Source organism: Okeania sp. SIO2B3 (assembly GCF_010672525.1).
In the GTDB taxonomy this organism is placed as follows: domain Bacteria; phylum Cyanobacteriota; class Cyanobacteriia; order Cyanobacteriales; family Microcoleaceae; genus Okeania.
In genome coordinates this window covers 26,437-44,766 of sequence record NZ_JAAHGH010000058.1, presented here as the reverse complement: position 1 = coordinate 44,766, position 18,330 = coordinate 26,437, and the positions used below count along the sequence as shown (strand labels likewise).

General features: G+C 35.1%; 14 protein-coding genes and 2 pseudogenes. 8 read left to right on the top strand and 8 right to left on the bottom strand.

Going from position 1 to position 18,330, the window contains the following annotated elements:
• Both F6K15_RS26035 and cbiT read right to left on the bottom strand, forming a co-directional pair.
• A pseudogene (locus F6K15_RS26035) lies at nt 1-418 on the bottom strand (RNA-guided endonuclease TnpB family protein); the annotation flags it as partial.
• Nucleotides 419-645: 227 nt separating this feature from the next.
• Nucleotides 646-1,248, bottom strand: a complete 603-nt coding sequence (gene cbiT, locus F6K15_RS26030; protein WP_124146261.1) for a precorrin-6Y C5,15-methyltransferase subunit CbiT — start codon at nt 1,246-1,248, stop codon at nt 646-648.
• 136 nt (nt 1,249-1,384) lie between these two features.
• On the opposite strand from cbiT, the pseudogene F6K15_RS26025 reads away from it, so the two are divergent.
• Nucleotides 1,385-1,618 (top strand): annotated as a pseudogene (locus tag F6K15_RS26025) (helix-turn-helix domain-containing protein); the annotation flags it as partial.
• A gap of 435 nt (nt 1,619-2,053) precedes the next feature.
• Nucleotides 2,054-2,233 (top strand): hypothetical protein, encoded by a 180-nt coding sequence (locus F6K15_RS26020; RefSeq protein WP_363268733.1) that lies wholly within the window; start codon nt 2,054-2,056, stop codon nt 2,231-2,233.
• Nucleotides 2,234-2,739: 506 nt separating this feature from the next.
• Here the strand turns inward: F6K15_RS26020 and F6K15_RS26015 are convergent.
• From F6K15_RS26015 to F6K15_RS25990, 6 genes are all read right to left on the bottom strand, one after another.
• The gene (locus F6K15_RS26015; protein WP_293066335.1) at nt 2,740-3,681 is read right to left on the bottom strand and encodes a hypothetical protein; all 942 of its coding nucleotides are present in this window, start codon (nt 3,679-3,681) and stop codon (nt 2,740-2,742) included.
• A gap of 260 nt (nt 3,682-3,941) precedes the next feature.
• Nucleotides 3,942-4,238: a hypothetical protein gene (locus F6K15_RS26010; RefSeq protein WP_293066332.1), complete on the bottom strand. Its 297-nt coding sequence runs from the start codon at nt 4,236-4,238 to the stop codon at nt 3,942-3,944.
• 13 nt (nt 4,239-4,251) lie between these two features.
• Nucleotides 4,252-5,820 carry an aminotransferase class I/II-fold pyridoxal phosphate-dependent enzyme gene (locus F6K15_RS26005; protein ID WP_293066329.1) on the bottom strand — a complete coding sequence of 523 codons (1,569 nt, stop codon included), beginning with the start codon at nt 5,818-5,820 and terminating at the stop codon, nt 4,252-4,254.
• A 1,028-nt stretch (nt 5,821-6,848) separates the two neighbouring features.
• Nucleotides 6,849-7,631, bottom strand: a complete 783-nt coding sequence (locus F6K15_RS26000; protein WP_293066326.1) for a Rho termination factor — start codon at nt 7,629-7,631, stop codon at nt 6,849-6,851.
• A complete protein-coding gene (locus F6K15_RS25995; RefSeq protein WP_293066323.1) occupies nt 7,628-8,983 on the bottom strand; it encodes an AAA family ATPase in 1,356 nt (451 codons plus the stop codon). Before F6K15_RS25995 ends, F6K15_RS26000 begins: the two co-directional genes overlap by 4 nt.
• A 96-nt stretch (nt 8,984-9,079) precedes the next feature.
• Complete coding sequence (locus F6K15_RS25990; protein WP_293066320.1) at nt 9,080-9,574, bottom strand: hypothetical protein; 495 nt, start codon at nt 9,572-9,574, stop codon at nt 9,080-9,082.
• 688 nt (nt 9,575-10,262) lie between these two features.
• On the opposite strand from F6K15_RS25990, the gene ychF reads away from it, so the two are divergent.
• The 6 genes from ychF to F6K15_RS25960 all read left to right on the top strand — a co-directional run bounded on the left by ychF (nt 10,263) and on the right by F6K15_RS25960 (nt 18,156).
• Entirely contained in the window at nt 10,263-11,354 is a 1,092-nt protein-coding gene (gene ychF / locus F6K15_RS25985) for a redox-regulated ATPase YchF (RefSeq protein WP_293066317.1), read from the top strand.
• A gap of 25 nt (nt 11,355-11,379) precedes the next feature.
• Nucleotides 11,380-11,742, top strand: coding sequence for a phage holin family protein (locus F6K15_RS25980; protein WP_293066315.1), 363 nt, complete (start codon nt 11,380-11,382; stop codon nt 11,740-11,742).
• Between the two features lie 1,939 nt (nt 11,743-13,681).
• Entirely contained in the window at nt 13,682-15,109 is a 1,428-nt protein-coding gene (locus F6K15_RS25975; RefSeq protein ID WP_293066314.1) for an adenylate/guanylate cyclase domain-containing protein, read from the top strand.
• 556 nt (nt 15,110-15,665) lie between these two features.
• The gene (locus F6K15_RS25970; protein WP_293066311.1) at nt 15,666-15,869 is read left to right on the top strand and encodes a hypothetical protein; all 204 of its coding nucleotides are present in this window, start codon (nt 15,666-15,668) and stop codon (nt 15,867-15,869) included.
• 795 nt (nt 15,870-16,664) lie between these two features.
• Nucleotides 16,665-17,270: a mechanosensitive ion channel domain-containing protein gene (locus F6K15_RS25965; RefSeq protein WP_293066309.1), complete on the top strand. Its 606-nt coding sequence runs from the start codon at nt 16,665-16,667 to the stop codon at nt 17,268-17,270.
• Between the two features lie 334 nt (nt 17,271-17,604).
• Nucleotides 17,605-18,156, top strand: a complete 552-nt coding sequence (locus F6K15_RS25960; RefSeq protein ID WP_293066306.1) for a mechanosensitive ion channel family protein — start codon at nt 17,605-17,607, stop codon at nt 18,154-18,156.
• The last annotated feature ends 174 nt before the right edge of the window (nt 18,157-18,330 follow it).

The window sequence follows — 18,330 nt, the reverse complement described above, 5'->3', positions numbered from 1 at the left end:
AGCGTTTACAGGTATTTCCTAGTGGTATTCTAATTTGATTATCTTTAAGCTTTAATGCTTGCTTGGGGTAACTTACTGTAGCCATTCCCCCTTTTTTTCTGTAGTTAGGAATCCTTGGTCTGTCTGATATTTTTCCTTCACGATAGGCAATAATAAGACCATAATAAGAGCGAAATGATTCAGCTACAGTTCTCAATATTTGTTGTGCTGCTTGAGAATATAAAACTTTATAGTGATTGTTCTTTTTGTAGACCTTTTCCAAGTCATACTTACCCAGAGTTTTGTGAGACTTAAAAAATAATTGCCGACCATAATATATTCCCATGTTAGTGAGCTTGTGAGACTGTTCACACAAGAATGTTAAGATAGCAATTAATTCGGGATTTTTACCTACTAAAACTTGCTGACAAGAGTACATTTGAAAGGAGGGCTGGACGGCTTACCCCTGAGCAATAATAGCACAGGACTACTTTAGTTGTCTAGTCTAAACGACTCGGTTGTTTTCATCCCCCGGTTAAAACATGGGGGCCTTTAACCTTGCTTTTCGGTCAAATAAAATACATCGGATTAAAATCCGACTCCTCGCCTTTCATCCATCGCTTAAAAGACGATGGCTTTCATGCTCCCGTGTTATTTAGGTAAAATTCAGTCTATTTTCTCACCACTAAGGATAAATATGGGATTAATTGCTGCAAAGGTTTGATGTATACCTCTGGTCTCTAAACGATTAAGTGCAGGTTGAACTACTTCTACATTGCGAACCTGTAAATCAGCAAAACTTTCAGAAATAGCATAAAGACTTTCTAGATTAGCAGCAGTGGCGATGACTCGACCTTGGGGTAACAATCTTTTCCAAACTTCTTGGAGTATGGCCTTGATGTGACGACCTCCCTCTATACAGACACGACTGGGCGCTTCGGTTAAACTATCTAGACATTCAGGAGCACTACCCTCGACTACTGTGACATTCTCTACTCCGAAGCGATCGCAATTTCTCCGAATTAAATTTGCTACTTCTTCATCCCTTTCTACGGCAATAATTCGGCCTTGAGGACATATTAGACCTGTTTCGACGGGAATAGTTCCTGTTCCTGCCCCAATATCCCAAACAATAGAGTCTGATTGTAATCGTAAATAAGATATTAACAGTAAGCGGACTTCTCGCTTACTCATGGGAATGCCAGGCAAACGTTCAAATAGGTCATCGGAGATACCTGGAGTAACATAAGGCCAAAGTGGAGAGGACATATATTAGTTTATCTAAATGTTGGCATTTATACCCGCGCTCTCCGCAGATCGGGAGCGGAGGGATGGGAATGCCAATCAATGTTGTGGTTTTACACAGAATATGTTAAAATTTCAATCTAGAATTAGCAAGCAGTAAATGGTTGAAAAAGCTTACAAGTTTAGGTTCTATCCTACTCCAGAGCAGGAAAACCTGTTGAGGAGGACTTTAGGCTGTGTTCGACTGATCTACAACAAAGCTTTAGCTGCTAGAACTCAAGCTTGGTATGAAAATAAAGAGCGAGTAGGGTATAAGCAAACTTCTGCTATGCTGACTCACTGGAAAAAGCAGGAAGATTTAGATTTCCTCACAGAAGTCAGTAGCGTCCCATTACCGAATAATTAATAATTAATAATTAAATAATTCGCACTTTGGAGCCTCCCCTTTTAAGGGGAAAAAAAGCGGTCGTAGCGGAGCTTCCCGTAGGGTGGGATGGCTCCGAAACCTGCGCCATATCCAATCGACCAAGAAAAGAAAATATTCCTTATATTCAATTCCGTAGCGGTTAAAACCCGAGGTAATTATCAATTATCCATTATCCATTAATGAAAGCAAGGCTTGAGACATCTACAAACTGCTTTTCCTGCGGAATGCTGCGCAAACACTAACTTTTTTAGTGGACGTGCAAAATATCCCAACTTTAAGAAAAAGCGCGCCGGGTGGTAGTGCTGAATTTACGCTCGTCCGCATTTACAGCGGTTTTCATTTCGATAGACCACAGTAGGGGCGAACGGCCGTTCGCCCCTACAAGGTTTTGGTTATGACGATGTGGTTCATCCATCTGAAAAGCGCTGTAAGTGGAAAGATGGTCAAGTCTATCTAGCAAAATTTCTTGAACCATTATCAATTAGATGGAGCAGGCAACTACCACTTGGTTGTGTACCAACTACAATTACAGTTAAACTTGACCCCAGTAGCAGATGGTCAGTGTCTGGTGAGAGTCAATAGACTTGTCGCTAAATAGAGGGAAAAAATCGCTCAAACTCAGGCAGAGTAATAATTCTAGCTGTTTTATATTTTTGATAGCTATAATCCTTACATATCAAGGGTTTTGAGGATTTTTTAAGTTATAAAGCGACAAGTCTAATATTTATGCTTAATATTTAACTGAGGATTTGATTCCTGCTCAAGGAAAGGACAGGATTGACATCTCCAGGGGTTGAAACACCCTGGATTCTGTGGTTAGTCCACCCCCATTTGGGATAAATCCACATTTGCTTAAAGCCTGAAGGGCAGACTTCTATACTACTCGGCATAGACCGAAATCTAGCTGTGAGCTTACTTTCAGAGTGGTTTTACTCAAGACTGTATTAGTTTTTTCTCCATTCACTTTAGCAATCAATTCAGAAACTCTAGTTAGACTACTTGAGCCAGTTATAACCATGCCAAAACTCCAACTAGCTAAGGTAGATAGGTCAGAGTATGTTCAATCAATCTGATACTGTTAATCAACCTTATTCTGCTGATATCTCCTCTACAGCAACAATTGGTGATGTATTATCAGTGTGATAAATTAAAGCTGTTCCATTCTCTACCTTAGATCCTGCTGCATATTGAAAAGATGAAACATCTGCTGTGAAGGGGTGATTAGCAATTTGCGAACCTCTAGCTGTACCTCTGAGATTAGCTCCAATTATCCTCATTGTACTTCCCATCTCTTCTAGTGCAGAGTTGATGTTTTCGTTATAAGATTTAAAGCCTGAGTGCTCTCCCACAAACAGAACTGTACCTCCATGATTTAGTAAGCCACCAATTTCTGACAATTCACCAGATTGGAAACTGTTATTAGGAAGGATGCTAATAAATAAGTCAACTCCAGTCAACGCACCAGTATTTAGAGGAGTAGTTATGAATTCAGAGCTTGCTCCCAAATTCTTGTAGAAATTGCTAAGGGCAATACCTTGGTTCGCATGAGAGGCCGCTCCAGCATTATATCCTTGTTCGATCACAACACTATCTCCACTCCCTAAAATGTTAGTGAAGAACTGTTTGTTACCTGGAACAATAGTATAGTTAGAAGTCCCTAAAGCATAATTAATGACGTTTGAATCGCCAGAAACTATAATATTTCCTTTCTCGGGGGAACATTCAGGGGAATTTGCCACTACACTAACTGCATCAAGGTAACTACCCTGATCGTCAGGTGTTTCATTGAGATTATCAAAGCTCAGGATAGTATTAGTGCTATTGGCTTCAAGGCAATAGTCATGAACCTGCCAGTCATTCTTAGATAGACCTTCACCACTTTCATCTAGAGCAACGACCAATTCATTTTGCCAATACACATTTAGTTTGTTATCTAAAACACCAGGGACGGGGGAGAATGCAAAACTGAGTTTATAGGTCTGACCTTCTTGAGTAGGAATATCCTGAGAAATTCTAGTTAGTCCATTCAAAAAAAATGTTGTGCCATCAAGTTCTATAAATTGTTCCCCATCATAGGCATCTGCTTTGACATCCTCCCCGGCCTAAAGGCGCGGGGATTCCTACTAAGCCGTAGCTCCTCGGCGGGTTGACGTTTTGCTTCGCATAGCTGTCGCTAACACAGGGTGCTGCTTCCTTGGCGGTAGCCTAACGCTTCCCTCCACGTCCGCGCACGAGTTTCCGCAATTCGTAGCTCCTCCGGAGGAGGCGTGCCCCCCGGCAACTAATAACACTATAGCATATATTCAATTGACTTAACATAAAAATAAAAAGTCGCCCTACAAGGGCGAGGCTTTAAACCCAATTTTTCGGTAAATGGACGACGCATTTCAACTGCGACACTTTCGGATATATCCCAACCTGGAATTGGGTTTTCAAAGGATACATATTCGACAACTGGTTCTTCAAAGCTGCCATTAACTACTAAGTTGGTCTCGGCGGCGATCGCCTTTGATGGACTTATGTTCAAGCAGGTCAATGCTACTAGCACTGACATTACCCAAACCACGATGCGACGGTAATTAGTCATTTTGACAATTCTCCTAATATCTACACACTTTAATAGTTTTGAAAGTTGGGTCACTAAATCCAGTTATTATCCCACCCAATGCTCGGACTTGTTCAAGTATTTTCAAATGCTGTTGCGCAATAATTTCACCAGGCATTAACACTGGAATACCTGGTGGATAGGGACAAATAAGTTCAGCACTGATACAACCTAAAGATTTTTCTATGGGCAAATAATCTTTCTGGGCAAAGAAGGCATCTCTGGGAGATAAAGGAATTGAGGAATTAATTAGATAATCGTCAATTTCTGTCTTAAAGTCAGTGAGCTGGTTAAATTTATTTCTACAATTTTGCTCTGCTAAATTTACTAGAGCATCTATTAACTGGTCGATATCTGCTTTTGTATTTCCCAGAGAAATAATGAATGTCAGACTTTTGAAACTTGGTAACTCACAGGTAACACCTAATTTCTGATGTAAAATTTCATCAGTTTCATACCCGCTCAAACCAATATCAGAGACTTTTATTGTTAATCTGGTTTGGTCAAGAGCAAAAAACCCAGAATTGATATAACTTTCATCAACTTTTCTGCCTTTTATCAAGAAAGGTAATCTTTTCCCCTCACTAGTTGATAAGTCTGAATTTCCTGGTGAGCTAGTCAAGCTTCTTCTTTCTTTGTCAAATACTGAAAAATTTGGCAGTTGACTAATTCTATTTCTAGCATCCCTAGCTAATTCTAAAGTCTGACTCATTAGTTCTTGACCAAACAAAGCCATTTGTTGGCGGGCAGCATCTAGAGATGCCAAAAGTAAATAATTTGGACTACTAGACTGTAGCATTTGTAGGGCTTGGCTGAGTCGGTAGGAGTCTATGCGCTGACTGCCAAGGTGCAACATAGAGGCTTGAGTCATTGCCCCCAATACTTTATGAATAGATTGTACTGTTAAATCTGCTCCACCAACTAATGCTGGAGTTGGTAATTCTGGATGAAAAGCAAAATGTGGACCGTGAGCTTCATCTACTAATAAGGGAATATTATATTTGTGGACTTCTTGGGCGATCGCTGCAATATCTCCACAGACACCATGATAGGTAGGATAAATTACCATCACTGCTTTGGCATCTGGATGTTTTGCTAAGGTTTGGGCAATAGATTCAGGGGTGAAACTCAGAGCAATATCCCAATCTGAGTCATATTCAGGATGGATAAAAATCGGAATTGCTCCGGATATAATTAGCCCAGAAATTACTGACTGATGAATATTCCGAGGCAAAATAATTTTGTCTCCATTACCACAAGTAGCTAGTATTCCAGCGATAATTCCTGTAGTTGAACCGTTGACTAGAAATTTGGTTTGTAATGCTCCAAAAGTTTCTGCTGCTAATTCTTGAGCTTCTTGAATTACACCTTCTGGGGCAAACAAGTTATCCAATTCTGGTAATTCTGGTAAGTCTGCTAGAAATACTTTTTTACCTAATAAGTCATTAAGTGCTTGTGGAATGCCTTTTCCTTGTTTATGTCCTGGTGCGTAGAAAGGAGCATGAAATTTTTGGGTAAGATTTTTGAGAGTTTGAATTATTGGTGCTTTGTTTTGGTCGAGCATTTATAGCAAATTTCTAGTTGATATTGATTAGGTAGAAAATGTGGTGGTGGTGCATTTTCAATGGTGGTTTATTGTAATTATTTTGGTCAAGTACAAAAACAGTGGGAACATCTTGCTCCCTTGTTAGTATCTTGCTCCCATGAAGTGCCGTTGTTCATTCCCATCTACCATTACTATGCAAGACTAACGCACCACTACCATTTTTCATTCATTTGATCGGCGAGATTAATTGGAAATATATCTATAATCATTACCGTAGATATAGATAAATCTAGATTGAATTTATCTAATAACTGAATAAAAATTTTACTATCAATTAATCCTGTATATATCCAATCCTCTAATTAAGTTTTAAAATTCATCATTCTGAAGGCTTTAATTCTTGCTGTAGTAACTTTTTATGGTTATTCTTTCGGGTGAATCTCATATTTGAAAAAATACTTTTTTACTATATATTCCCTATTCTTTATTCCCTGTTGCCTGTTGCCTAAAAGCGATATTTTTTTGCTTTATTCAAAATTTATATGCACCTATTCTTTCTGATTATTCCTACTATCTGTATAAAATATTTGCTGGGAAATAAAACCTACTTTCATCAAATTGTCTTAAGTCAATTTCCCCTCTTATGAATTAATTTTTCAGTAGTTCTAGTCTTGACATTTTTACCGAAAAATTATGGTCTAAAGTCTCCCCTTTTAAAGGGATAAAAAAAATAGAATATTCCTTATGTCAAGCCTCCTTATTGCAGAGGTACTGATAACTGATAACTGAAATGACCTCTAGTACCAAGGATAAAAAAATAATGTTATGAATAATCAGGGAAATTAAATAATTTTAGTTCAGATGTATATTTGCTTAAACCCTATCCTTAAGGACAAGGTTTTATAAAAATGCAGATAAATGATATTTAGCTAATTTATGATGATTCCTAACTTCTCAAATCATACGATAATTAATTACTCAAATTCTATATCAGGGAATAGGGAGCAGTGGGAAAAACATTTCCCCTGATTCGCTTCATCATTATCCTATAGATAAAATATTTCTTTTAAAACATTAATCTTAGCTTTCCCAATTCCACACTTCAATTTTGTAATTGGTTCTAAACTTTTCCAATTCTGACGTGGAGCTTCAGCAATACGTTCTGTCGCTTTTACTAATTCAACTTGTTTAAGTTGACTATTTGGCTTTTCGATTAAATATTGAAGTGCTGCTTGAATTTCGTCTTTTGTAGCAGTGGAAAGATTTACTTTTTCAGGTTCGGGTATTGGTTGGGGAGTCAGATAAAATACTTCTTTTAAAGCATTAACTTTAGCTGTTGTAATTCCACATCCTAATTTTGTGATGGGTTTAAAATCTTTCCAATATTGACGTGGTGCTTCATCAATACGATTTGTGGCTACTGCTAGTTTGACTCCTTTAAGTTGACTGTCTGGTTTTTCAATTAAGTATTGAAGTGCTATTTTAATTTCGTCTCTCGTGGCGGTTGAAAGATTTATTTGTGGTATTTTTTCCCCAGACAAAATTTTGCTAATTTTTTCAGTTTCTTCACTTTCATCAGCAATAACACACCAAACTTTTTCTAAACCAGCAGCTTCAGCTACGGCAAAAATAAAAGAGTTACCAATTACTTTATATTTATTCTGTTCCAATTCTTTGACAATTACAGGTACCCAGTTTCTGCCACCACTTTCATTGAGAGCTTTTGCTGTTGCTGAAATGATAAATTCTGGAGCATCTGTGCCATTTCCTGGTTCAATTTTGTACATATATAGGTGCATTAAATTGCCAATATTACTCAAGCTACTCATAATAAAAAATACTCCTTCACCAAATTCTTATAATATTCACGAACTATCTTATCTTTATAAACAGCAGGTATGTTAGAAAAAGCAGAATTGGCAATGGCAGCATAATAAGGTAATTCAAATATTTTTATATTTTTATTTGCTGCTGTATAGCGGGGATAAAAATAGGGTAGCAGGTCAAATTTATTATTTGGATCTTTTTTTGCTTCTTTTATTAGTTGATTGATATAAGATTTAGCAACTTTCATTTGAGCTTCAGTCGCTTTCTCTCCATTGAAAAAAATAGGTAAAATCAAAGGTCCCCTATCTTCTCTTTCTCTTTGAACTTCAGGTATATATTTTTTGATAGCTACGGCTGCATTTTCTAGAGAAAATAAATTGTTATGTTTTGCGGGCATTAAAACTACATCCGCAGCATAAATTGCACTCTGACTAAAAATTCGCCAGTTGGGAGAAGAATCAATCAAGATATAATCGTAGTTATTTTTTAACGGCTCTAATATTTCACTTAATTTCGTAACATCTATTTCTTGACGTAATTTATGTTCAACCCAAAACTCCAAAGGTTCATTCAAAGCAATAGGAATCACATCAAAGCCAAATTCTTTTCGCAGACCCTTAGACTTGATTTTGTAAGGATAAATTACATCTCTAACATTAATACTTTCATTTACTAAGCACTGATTAAAAGAAGGTTGACTAGGTTTAATTGCTAGAGAATTTGTTAGGTCTCGTTGGTCAGGGTCAAAATCTACAATCAAAACTTTTTTATTCAGCAGAGATAGAGTTGCTGCGGTATTGACTGTGGTTGTTGTTTTACCTACGCCACCTTTCATGTTATAAACAGCTACGGTTAAAGCTTTTTGTGGTTTATCAATTTTTTCTTTAATTGATTTAGCGATTTTTATTATATTTTCTGGATTAATTTCCAGACAAACTGTCGCCGGATGAATAACTTTTCCATGCTTTCTAAATAATTGGATGTGATTAGCATTGGTAATTATTCCCCACTTCACCGTTTTACATTTTTCTGCTAATAAATACCGCTTAATTTGTACAACTGTCTTTTTATATTGTGTCGAATCTGGAGCTAAATTAACATTCCTAGCTTTCAATTCTACGAGAATATCTGGATTAGTCTTTGTTTGGGAAAATATATTATTTTCCGTACTATGACGGATAGCATAATCAACAGCATCAGTACCACTTCCTGTCGGAAAAGAAGGTACCTGCTCATTTAGTTCAAAACCTAAAAACTTGAATAATTCAGAAGCAAAAATCTGATTAACTTGAGCTTCAGATGCATCCTCGGGCAGATTTTTTGCCAAAGCATCTACAAGAGCTTGATTTTTCACAGCACTATCAATCTGTCGTTAATTTTTTTGACTGTAACTATCAGCTTATCACGACCAATATGGTAAAAAATCTAAATTGTATCTACTTACTTACATCTATATATATTTATATGCTCGATTAGCAGTAACCGGATTAAAATTCGTATCTACAAATTGCACTCTACTATAAGTATCTATCCACAAATGAGCGCCACATCCAGCCGGGTTGTGAGGTCGATAAACAATTCGACAAGGACCTTTGATTTCTAGTTGATAACCATAGTTATTGTGATTAGTCTGCTTCACAGAAACTACTGGCTTTATATCTTTTAGTGGGTTATTTGCATTGCGCTGAATTATGTGCTGATTAACATGAATCATAGTCGGTTTAGTACGCCTCCGCTTACACCAAACACCTTTCGGTCCTCTGGTACCAGGAACAATTACTGGCATTTCATGATCTTCTGGCCCAGAAATGGGAATTTTCCAGAAGCCTTTTTCTTTATAAGCACCTTTCACCCTACCTTGAGCCAATAATATCCGCAAACGCTGACAGGAAATACCTAGTAAATATGCTGCTTCTCTAGTTCCAATAATTTTTTCTTTAACCATTGCACAATAGTTTTTATCTAATAAGGTGATGAATTTTAATTATCAATATTTTAAGCAGTACTTAGCAATAAAATATCAGCTAAATAAACATTAGGCCAGTAGAGCAATAAAATTTTGATTTATATAGTTCTAGAACTAAATCATATTCAAAGACTCTTATGAACTATTCTTCACATTTCTTCAAATAAAGTTTTGAGCCAATTTTTTCAAAAACAAGCAAAATGTATTGATTTTCTTGTCTAGCACTATAGTTAGGGCTTGCTGATTAAATATCGCGCGCATTGATTGATATTGGTTGTAGCATTTTTTGGTCTCAAAAAGTATCAGCTTTTTGGTGGCAAGAGCTGCATAAAGCTAGTATTTTCAGACGATTATGGTAGAAAAGTTACTCTGACAATTTTTCCGACTATCTCCTCTATAATTCCCCTAACTCCTGAATTCTGGATTCTGACTCCTCCTTTAGAAAAAAGACTTTTTCAGCAGACCCTAGTTATTTGTGGAATTACCTGAAAAGGAAAGTCTATTTTTTGATTTTTGATTTTGATTAGGACTTAGCTAAGAAATCAAGATTCTTCTTTCGTTCTGCTATCCTAACTAGATAAGGCAGTTGTATGGTAATTCGGATCTAAATACAAACTGTAATTTCTTGAACTTTTTACTTTTGATTTTTTACTTTTGACTTAAATTTATGCTCAGAGCTGGAATTGTCGGACTACCCAACGTCGGAAAATCTACTTTATTTAATGCTTTAGTTGCTAATGCTAAAGCGGAAGCTGCTAACTTTCCATTTTGCACAATTGAACCCAACGTTGGAGTGGTGTCGGTGCCAGATGAGCGGTTAAATGTGCTGACTAAAATTTCTAATTCTGCTCAAACTGTTCCTACTAGAATAGAGTTTGTTGATATTGCTGGTTTGGTTAAAGGTGCTAGTAAAGGAGAGGGATTAGGGAATCAATTTTTGTCTAACATTCGAGAGGTTGATGCCATTGTTCAGGTAGTCCGTTGTTTTGATAGTGAGGATATTATTCATGTTTCTGGTTCTGTCGATCCAGTGCGAGATATTGAGGTAATTAATTTAGAGTTGGCTTTGTCCGATTTAGCTCAAGTTGAACGCCGAATTGAACGGACTAAAAAACAAGCTCGTACCAGTAAAGATGCTCAGGCAGAGTTGGAAGTTTTGACAAAATTAGAGGGGATTTTAAATGAAGGTAAATCGGTGAGAATGGCTGACTTAAATGAAGAAGAATTTCTGTTGATTAAACCTTTAAATCTGTTAACTTCTAAGCCCATAATTTATGCCGCTAATGTGTATGAGGATGATTTAGCTAGTGGAAATGATTGGGTTGAAAAAGTCCGCAATATTGCTGCTGTGGAAAATGCTCAAGTTGTGATAATTTCAGCTCAGGTAGAATCAGAATTAATTGAGTTACCAGAGGAAGAAAGAGCTGATTATTTGGAATCTTTAGGAGTAGAAGAAGGTGGGTTGAAATCTCTAATTAAGGCAACTTATGAATTATTGGGATTGCGTACTTATTTTACTACTGGAGAGAAAGAAACTAAGGCTTGGACGATTAAGGCTGGAATGTTAGCTCCTCAAGCTGCTGGTGTAATTCATACTGATTTTGAAAGAGGTTTTATTCGAGCAGAAACAATTGCCTATAATGATTTAGTAGCTACTGGTTCAATGACTGCTGCGAAAGAAAAGGGTCTGATGAGGAGTGAAGGTAAAGATTATGTGGTGAAGGAAGGAGATGTTTTGCTATTCCGATTTAATGTTTAGATTTTTGTTAATTAAGGAGAAAAAAATGAGTATTTTGCAACTTTTAGTTCTTTGGTTTGTTACTGCTGTTAGTTTGTTTATTATTTCTAAGCTGCCTACTGGAGTAGAAATTGATGATTTTAATATTGCGTTAATTTCTTCAGCAATATTTGGGCTTTTGAATGTATTTGTACGTCCTGTATTAGCAACTTTAGCTTTGCCAGTTAATATACTTCTTCCTGGTTTAGTTACCCTAATTGTTAATCTGATTATCTTTGGTTTAGCAGCTTGGTTAGTAAGTGGATTTCGACTACGTTGGGGATTTTGGAGTGCATTAATTGGTTCTTTAGGACTAACCTTTATTAACTCTTTTCTTTATGAGTTACTGAGCAAAGCAATAGTAAGTTAGGCATTAGTTAAATTATCAATATTTGTGGGTAATTTGAGATTTATTTAAAATTGATATCTAGTAAATTATCCACTTTTGGTTGTAGAGAAGTAGGGAGTAGGTAACTACTAATTATGTCTACCTTCTCTACCATTAGTTTCAGATATAGGCGTTACCTGTGGTGCATTAATTAGACAGAGTTTGAATTCCCATACCACGATTATTAATTCCATTATTCTGAGTATTAGTTTTATTTCTGACGGTTTGAACGAGTTTGATTTTATATTAAAAACCTAATTATATTAAGCCCAGCTTCTCAAAGTAGAGTTATAATTTTTCTCTGTTCTCTATTTCTTAACTTCATCAATAACAATAATCTATACAAGGCAGATTTAGTATGACAAAACCCCTAAATTTACAACATTTTCAAAGTAGATAAAGTACAAAATGATTGGGTTTTAAGGAATAAGGAAAGGAACAGATATTATCATGTTTTTTAACTTGGTATAGAGTAGAAAACTTAAGTATAGTTTACTTTTCATTGATAATATTTCTAATTCAACAATGCGGTTAATAATTTTGCCTCAGATTAAATAGGGCTTGCTGATTAAATATAAAAGCGTTGACATATAAAGATTTTAGCCTTTTTTGGGTCAAAAAAAGTGCGCCTGTTTCAGTCTAAAAGGCTCAAAAAGTTAGTATTTTAGGTGCATAGTTAGGCAGAACAATCTTGGGACAATTCTTACTCCTACCTCCTCGCTAATTCCCATTTCTACTGTCTCCTGTTCCCCTCCTGGGAGGGGGAGGGGCGAGGGGTGGGTTGTCTCCTACTAAAAGACTTTTTCAGCAAACCCTAAATAGTAATATCAAATCCAGTTAATTAGTGATCAAAAAACCTATCCTTTTACACAGAGCAAATTTCCCTATTCTCCCCCCTCCCTGCTCCACACTTCCTACTCATTTATTTATAAATATTTAACCGGACATGATATAAGTAGGTGGGTTTAATTATCCGTAAAACAGTGATGGGAATTCAAAAGGTTGAAAATCAGGTTAAAAACTGCCTTCTGAATTCATTTTAAGCTCATTAATTTTAATGTTTATTGATACTCACCTACTTCAAAAAAAATTAATTATATATTTGATTACCGAGTTAAATAGACAGGAAAAATAATTTTTTAAACCACTACCCCAGAACACAAATAGATTTTGTATCAGTAATCAGTTAAAAGTTAATCTTTTTAATTTTATACCTTTTTGGCAGGTCTGTAGAACGCGTAGCTACTTCCCTTCATTATCTCCCATCATATAGCTGCTAAGTAGAGCAAGTAAAAAAAAAGACGCTGCATTTTTAATCAAAAAAAACCCTAAAGGCAATGAATATAAACTTTTGAGTTAATTTACAATTTGATACATAGTGCCCAAAATTTACCATGTTCTACTTAACGCAGTTACGACCCAGGAGGCTAACTGTTAATTGTTACCTAATTTAATCTCTATTCCCTACTTACAAATGTCAAATTAATTTTGCACAGGTACTTATTATTACCCTGATAATTATCATCTTTTATTCAGGGCAGCTTAATGGAGAAATAGTATTAGAGTTTGTATACTCTACCTAAATTAAAATTCCTATAAGATTAAGCTGTACTTAATCACCTTAAAAAGTGCTTGAAATTCTATATAGCAATCCTATTTCAGTTGCGGCTAAAAATATCTTTGAATTTAGGAAACAGGGAGATCTTAACATGGAATAGAGGTAAAAGTTTCAGAGTTTTTATACATCCTTAGATTTTTTACAAATTATTTGGGATTGCTATAGTTAATGAAAAAGGTAATTTCTACAATATTCGGAATTTTTTCTGTAGTGCTATAACAGATATATGGATTATATTTTAATTTTTCATTTGAGGGTTAGTCGTACAAGCTATTAGTAAATTTCTCAAAAAATAAATTGTATATGTTTATTAAAATTTCCGGACTATTTTGTTTTTATAGAGCGCGTTTATCTAGAAAAATAGTATTGTGGATATTTGCCAGTATTTTAGTAATTGAGGCTGTAATTTTAATTCCATCTTATAAGCGTCGGGAAGATGAACTTCTTCACCAACTAGAAGATGTTTCTGGAGCGATTTTTAATTCTATTGTGCGCTTGACTCAAACGACTATGAAGTCTGATGGTATGTTTCAGGAAAAAGTAAAAACATTAACGCAAACGCAAGACTCTGTGGTTTTGGGAGTCACAATTTATGATTATCAGGGAAAGTTAATAGAAACCATTGGTGAAGCTCCCGAGATAGACTTTGATGACCTCAAAAACAAAGATATTTTACGTGTTAGAAGTCGAGATGGTAAACGATATGATGTGGCATTGTCAGCAGATTATTTAGGAATCAATTATACATTAATTGCCCGCCATGATACTTCTAATATTCAGCCAAAGTTATATGCTTTTATTGGTAGAATTGCTGTGCTTGTAATTGTCATATCTCTTTTCGTTACTTTGGTGACTATGCTAGTTTTAGGAGTGTGTTTAATTTCTCCAGTTTTGAGATTAAGAGATGATTTAATTGCTGCTGGAGAAGCTTTGAGTAAAAATGGTAATGGGGTTAAATTTTATTCTCTTTCTGTTCAACGACAAGATGAATTAGGAGAGGTAATGGTGGCTTTTAATGAAATGTTTAATCGAGTTTCTAGAGAAATTGAGAAACGTAAGCAAACAGAAAAAGTATTGTCTGCTGAACAAAAAAAATCGGAACGATTGTTGTTAAATATTTTGCCTAAACCTATTGCAGAAAAATTAAAGGAAGAACAGGAAAATATTGCTGAAAGTTTTGCAGAAGTAACTATTTTGTTTGCTGATTTAGTAGGTTTTACTCAGTTATCAGAAAATATTCCTCCTACACAGTTAGTTAATTTACTTAATGAAATATTTTCTTGTTTTGATGAGTTAACCGATCGATATTGTTTGGAAAAAATTAAAACTATTGGTGATGCTTATATGGTAGTTGGAGGTTTACCAAATCCAAGACAAGATCATGCTGAGGCAATTGCTGAAATGGCTCTGGATATGCAACAGGCAATTGCTGATTTTAATCAAAAAAATAATATGCAGCTTAGTATTAGAATTGGCATTAATACTGGTCCTGTTGTTGCAGGTGTTATTGGTAGAAAAAAATTTATTTATGACCTTTGGGGTGATGCTGTTAATACTGCAAGTCGAATGGAATCTCATGGTGTACCTAATGCTATTCAAGTAACAGAAAAAACTTCTAATTATTTAAAAGAAAAATATATATTAAATCCTAGGGGTACTATTATGATTAAGGGTAAAGGAAGGATGAATACATATTTTTTAATTGATAGAAATAATCGTCGCTCAATTTAACACTACATCCGGCATTCGCGGAGCGTGGTGTCAACCGTATCGTAAGCATTCAGCTATTAGCTGTTAGCTGTCAGCTGTCAGCAACAAGACTCTCTTCTGAAGGAAAGTGTTTAAATTAATATAGTCTTTAAAGACAAGGGAGCCAACTTTTTTAGTCAGAGAATTAATAAAGCTTTTATCATCAACTAAAAGCAGAGGCTTTAGACCATGATTTTTCGATAAGGTAGTGGGAGTTGAAGGGTTGGAAGGGAGATGCAAAAAAGTAGTTTTTGTTAATATGAATTAAACTATCAGAGCAGACTGCAAAAAGCTATTGAAATAGAATAGAGCTTAGGGTGTATCTCATATTTGCGAAAATACTTTCTTCCTATATATTCCCTGTTGCCCGTTGCCAGATGAGCTGTTGCCTAAAAGCAATAATTTTTTGGTTTCATTCACGCATTGAGATGCACCCAGAGCTTATGATAATATTGAAATTCAAATGATGACTGCTGAAGTGGCTAACTAGAAAAAGTTATCTGCTATAAAATTACTAGACTACCAGAGGAAAATTAGGATGGAAAATACTGTAAATTGTGCAGAAGATTGTGTTAATGGATGTGTTTTGGGTGATAAATGCCCGAATAAGGAATATGTCAAAGAAACATCAAAGTTTATTGATGATACTCCCTTAGATAAAATGTTGGAAATAGCTGAAGAAGCAGTGATGAAGAAAAGAATGGCTCCTCCTAAATGGGTAATTCCTGAGTTTCCTGAGTAAAAATAATATGAAATTAAAAGCGTTAGTGTTCAGCACTTCCGGCACTATCGCTAACTTTTTAATTAATTTAATTAATCAATAATATAATTTAGGCGATCGCTATCTTTTCGTAAGCATTTCCTGCGGAATGATTACATCTTTTCAGACTAAATCTTATTTCTTGGTAAATCACTTGAATCAAGTTTTTTCAAGCTAGATATGAACAAGTTATAAAAGAGTTAAAATCAGTGAATGATACATTTTTTTAACATCGATCAAACTTAATTTTAAACAGACAAGGGATGTAGATATTCAAGTAATATGGGTGATACATTCGAGTTTACTAATATCATATTTAAAGAAATTCAATTCTTTGATTAAAGGTAAGCATTTCCTGTGGAATGCGGAGCTAACAGCCGTCAGCCATCAGCTAGCCTCCTCCGGAGGAACTACGTTAACAGCTATTGCTTTTAGTTTAGGGTCAAAGCAATATTTAACTGTCTTACTGCAAAAATTGCCTCTCTTACTCTTAAAATAAGTTGTTAATTTAAACACTGTCCTTAAAGATAGAGTCTTGTTGCTGAAGTCCGCAGTTCCGACCTAGGAGGCTAGCTGAAAGCTAATAGCTATTTGCGCAGCATTCCGTAGGAAATGCTTAGGATTAAAGAGGATTTAGTGATTATTTATACAAGTAGCTTATAATCAAGGAATTTAGTATCAATCAACATTTTTAAATTTTTAGAATATAATGAAAATCTAACTAAGAGATAAAAATTCAATCAAATTCAGAAAATAATTTTTAAAGAAAGATTGTTTATGATCGAAACTATTCAAATTCCTGAACAAATAGTAATAGATATTAGTACAATCCTGCAAATACTTGCCATCGTAGTCATAGGAATAGTAACAATTATAGGAATTCGCAAACTGCCTGAATTAATGGAGAGGATTATATCTACAGAAATTTCGGAAGCATATAAAATTATCATATCTCCAAATAAGTCACTCATTGGAGTAGTAATTGCCATAGCCATATCTGAGATAACTCTTCTGGTTGTTACACCATATTCCCAGATATCTATTATAGAAATTACTCTCAGTTTAATCTTAACTATTACTACTACTTGGTTAGGTTTTCAATTTGCTAAACAATTTTTTGATGTTTATCTAATAGAAGCAGCATTTAGAACTGCTCAGAAAGCTAATAGCGACTTATTTATAGTAGGTAAATTTATTACTAATTTTATAATTATTGTATTAGCGATTATCATTTTTGCTCAAACTCATCAAGTTAATGTATTTGGTATTATTGCAAGTCTTGGAGTAGGGGGTATAGCAGTTGCTTTTGCTGCCCAAAATACTTTAAGTCAATTACTCGGTGGTTTGGTTGAAAGAGTATCAAACATTATACAATTTCTTTAATCCTTTAATAGTTCTTGCTATTGAGCAACCCAGTATCTATGTTGATTCACCAATTACAGTTTAATTTTCTATGTTTTTCTCAAATATAATTGACAAGGTAAATCAGCTATATATTTTTTTGGAAGGTTCTAACATTCCTCACTATCTAATTTTTTTTATATTTGCCTTGGGAGGGTTATTGATAGGAAAATATACCCCAGGGATAGTACAACTAACGATTAATTGATTTATGCCGAATTTAGGCAAATAAATTACTAATAACTCTATTACTCCACTTACAAAACCTTTCCAAGTTGCAGGAACATTTATATTAATTTCTCTATCCTCAGTTTGGTTGAAAGAGTATCAAACATTATACAGTTTCTTTAATCCTTTAATCGTTCTTGCTGTAGTTATTGGCATTGCTTGGTTAGCTTCCCGTTTATTTCAGCAGTTACTCAGGATATATGGCATTAAAATTATTCGTAAATCTGGCTTAGAAGCTGATGAATTGTTGTTAGTATTTGAGACAATAGTAAATGTAGCAATCGGATTTATTGCTGCAATAGGTTATGCTCAAAGTCAAAAATTTCCATTGACAGGTTTGTTAGCTGGAGTATCTATTGGTGGTGTTGCTATTAGTTTTGCTGCTTCCAAAACTTTGGAGCAATTATTTGGTACTATTGTATTGTATTTAGACCGTCCTTTTATTCCTGGAGATTATATTCGTTGCTCATTAGGAGAAGGTGAGATGTATGGCAGAGTAGAATCTATTGGTTTGCGCTCTACAAAAATCAGGAAAGCCGCCACGGGTACACTATATATTGTTCCTAATAACCAATTAGCCAATGCAGGAATTGAGAATATTACCCGTGGTAAAAAAGTGATCTTATTTAGACTTTACTAAAAAACTGATAGAACGAGAAAAAGCTCTAGTTCAGCAAGTAGTTAAAAATAGTACAGATTCAGTATTTGGCATTGACCCAGGAAGTACAAAAATAGCAGTATTTGACCATGAACATACAGATAAATGTCGGGCTAGAATAACTTTTTTTATTCTCGGTTCTAGTGAAAATTCTAT

Bases quoted from the DNA above. Each gene is read 5' to 3' on its own strand.
- F6K15_RS25965 (WP_293066309.1), top strand. From the start codon at position 16,665: ATGATCGAAACTATTCAAATTCCTGAACAAATAGTAATAGATATTAGT.
- F6K15_RS25990 (WP_293066320.1), bottom strand. From the start codon at position 9,574: ATGGTTAAAGAAAAAATTATTGGAACTAGAGAAGCAGCATATTTACTA.
- F6K15_RS25970 (WP_293066311.1), top strand. From the start codon at position 15,666: ATGGAAAATACTGTAAATTGTGCAGAAGATTGTGTTAATGGATGTGTT.
- F6K15_RS26005 (WP_293066329.1), bottom strand. From the start codon at position 5,820: ATGCTCGACCAAAACAAAGCACCAATAATTCAAACTCTCAAAAATCTT.
- F6K15_RS25980 (WP_293066315.1), top strand. From the start codon at position 11,380: ATGAGTATTTTGCAACTTTTAGTTCTTTGGTTTGTTACTGCTGTTAGT.
- F6K15_RS26010 (WP_293066332.1), bottom strand. From the start codon at position 4,238: ATGACTAATTACCGTCGCATCGTGGTTTGGGTAATGTCAGTGCTAGTA.
- ychF (WP_293066317.1), top strand. From the start codon at position 10,263: ATGCTCAGAGCTGGAATTGTCGGACTACCCAACGTCGGAAAATCTACT.
- cbiT (WP_124146261.1), bottom strand. From the start codon at position 1,248: ATGTCCTCTCCACTTTGGCCTTATGTTACTCCAGGTATCTCCGATGAC.
- F6K15_RS25975 (WP_293066314.1), top strand. From the start codon at position 13,682: ATGTTTATTAAAATTTCCGGACTATTTTGTTTTTATAGAGCGCGTTTA.
- F6K15_RS26000 (WP_293066326.1), bottom strand. From the start codon at position 7,631: ATGAGTAGCTTGAGTAATATTGGCAATTTAATGCACCTATATATGTAC.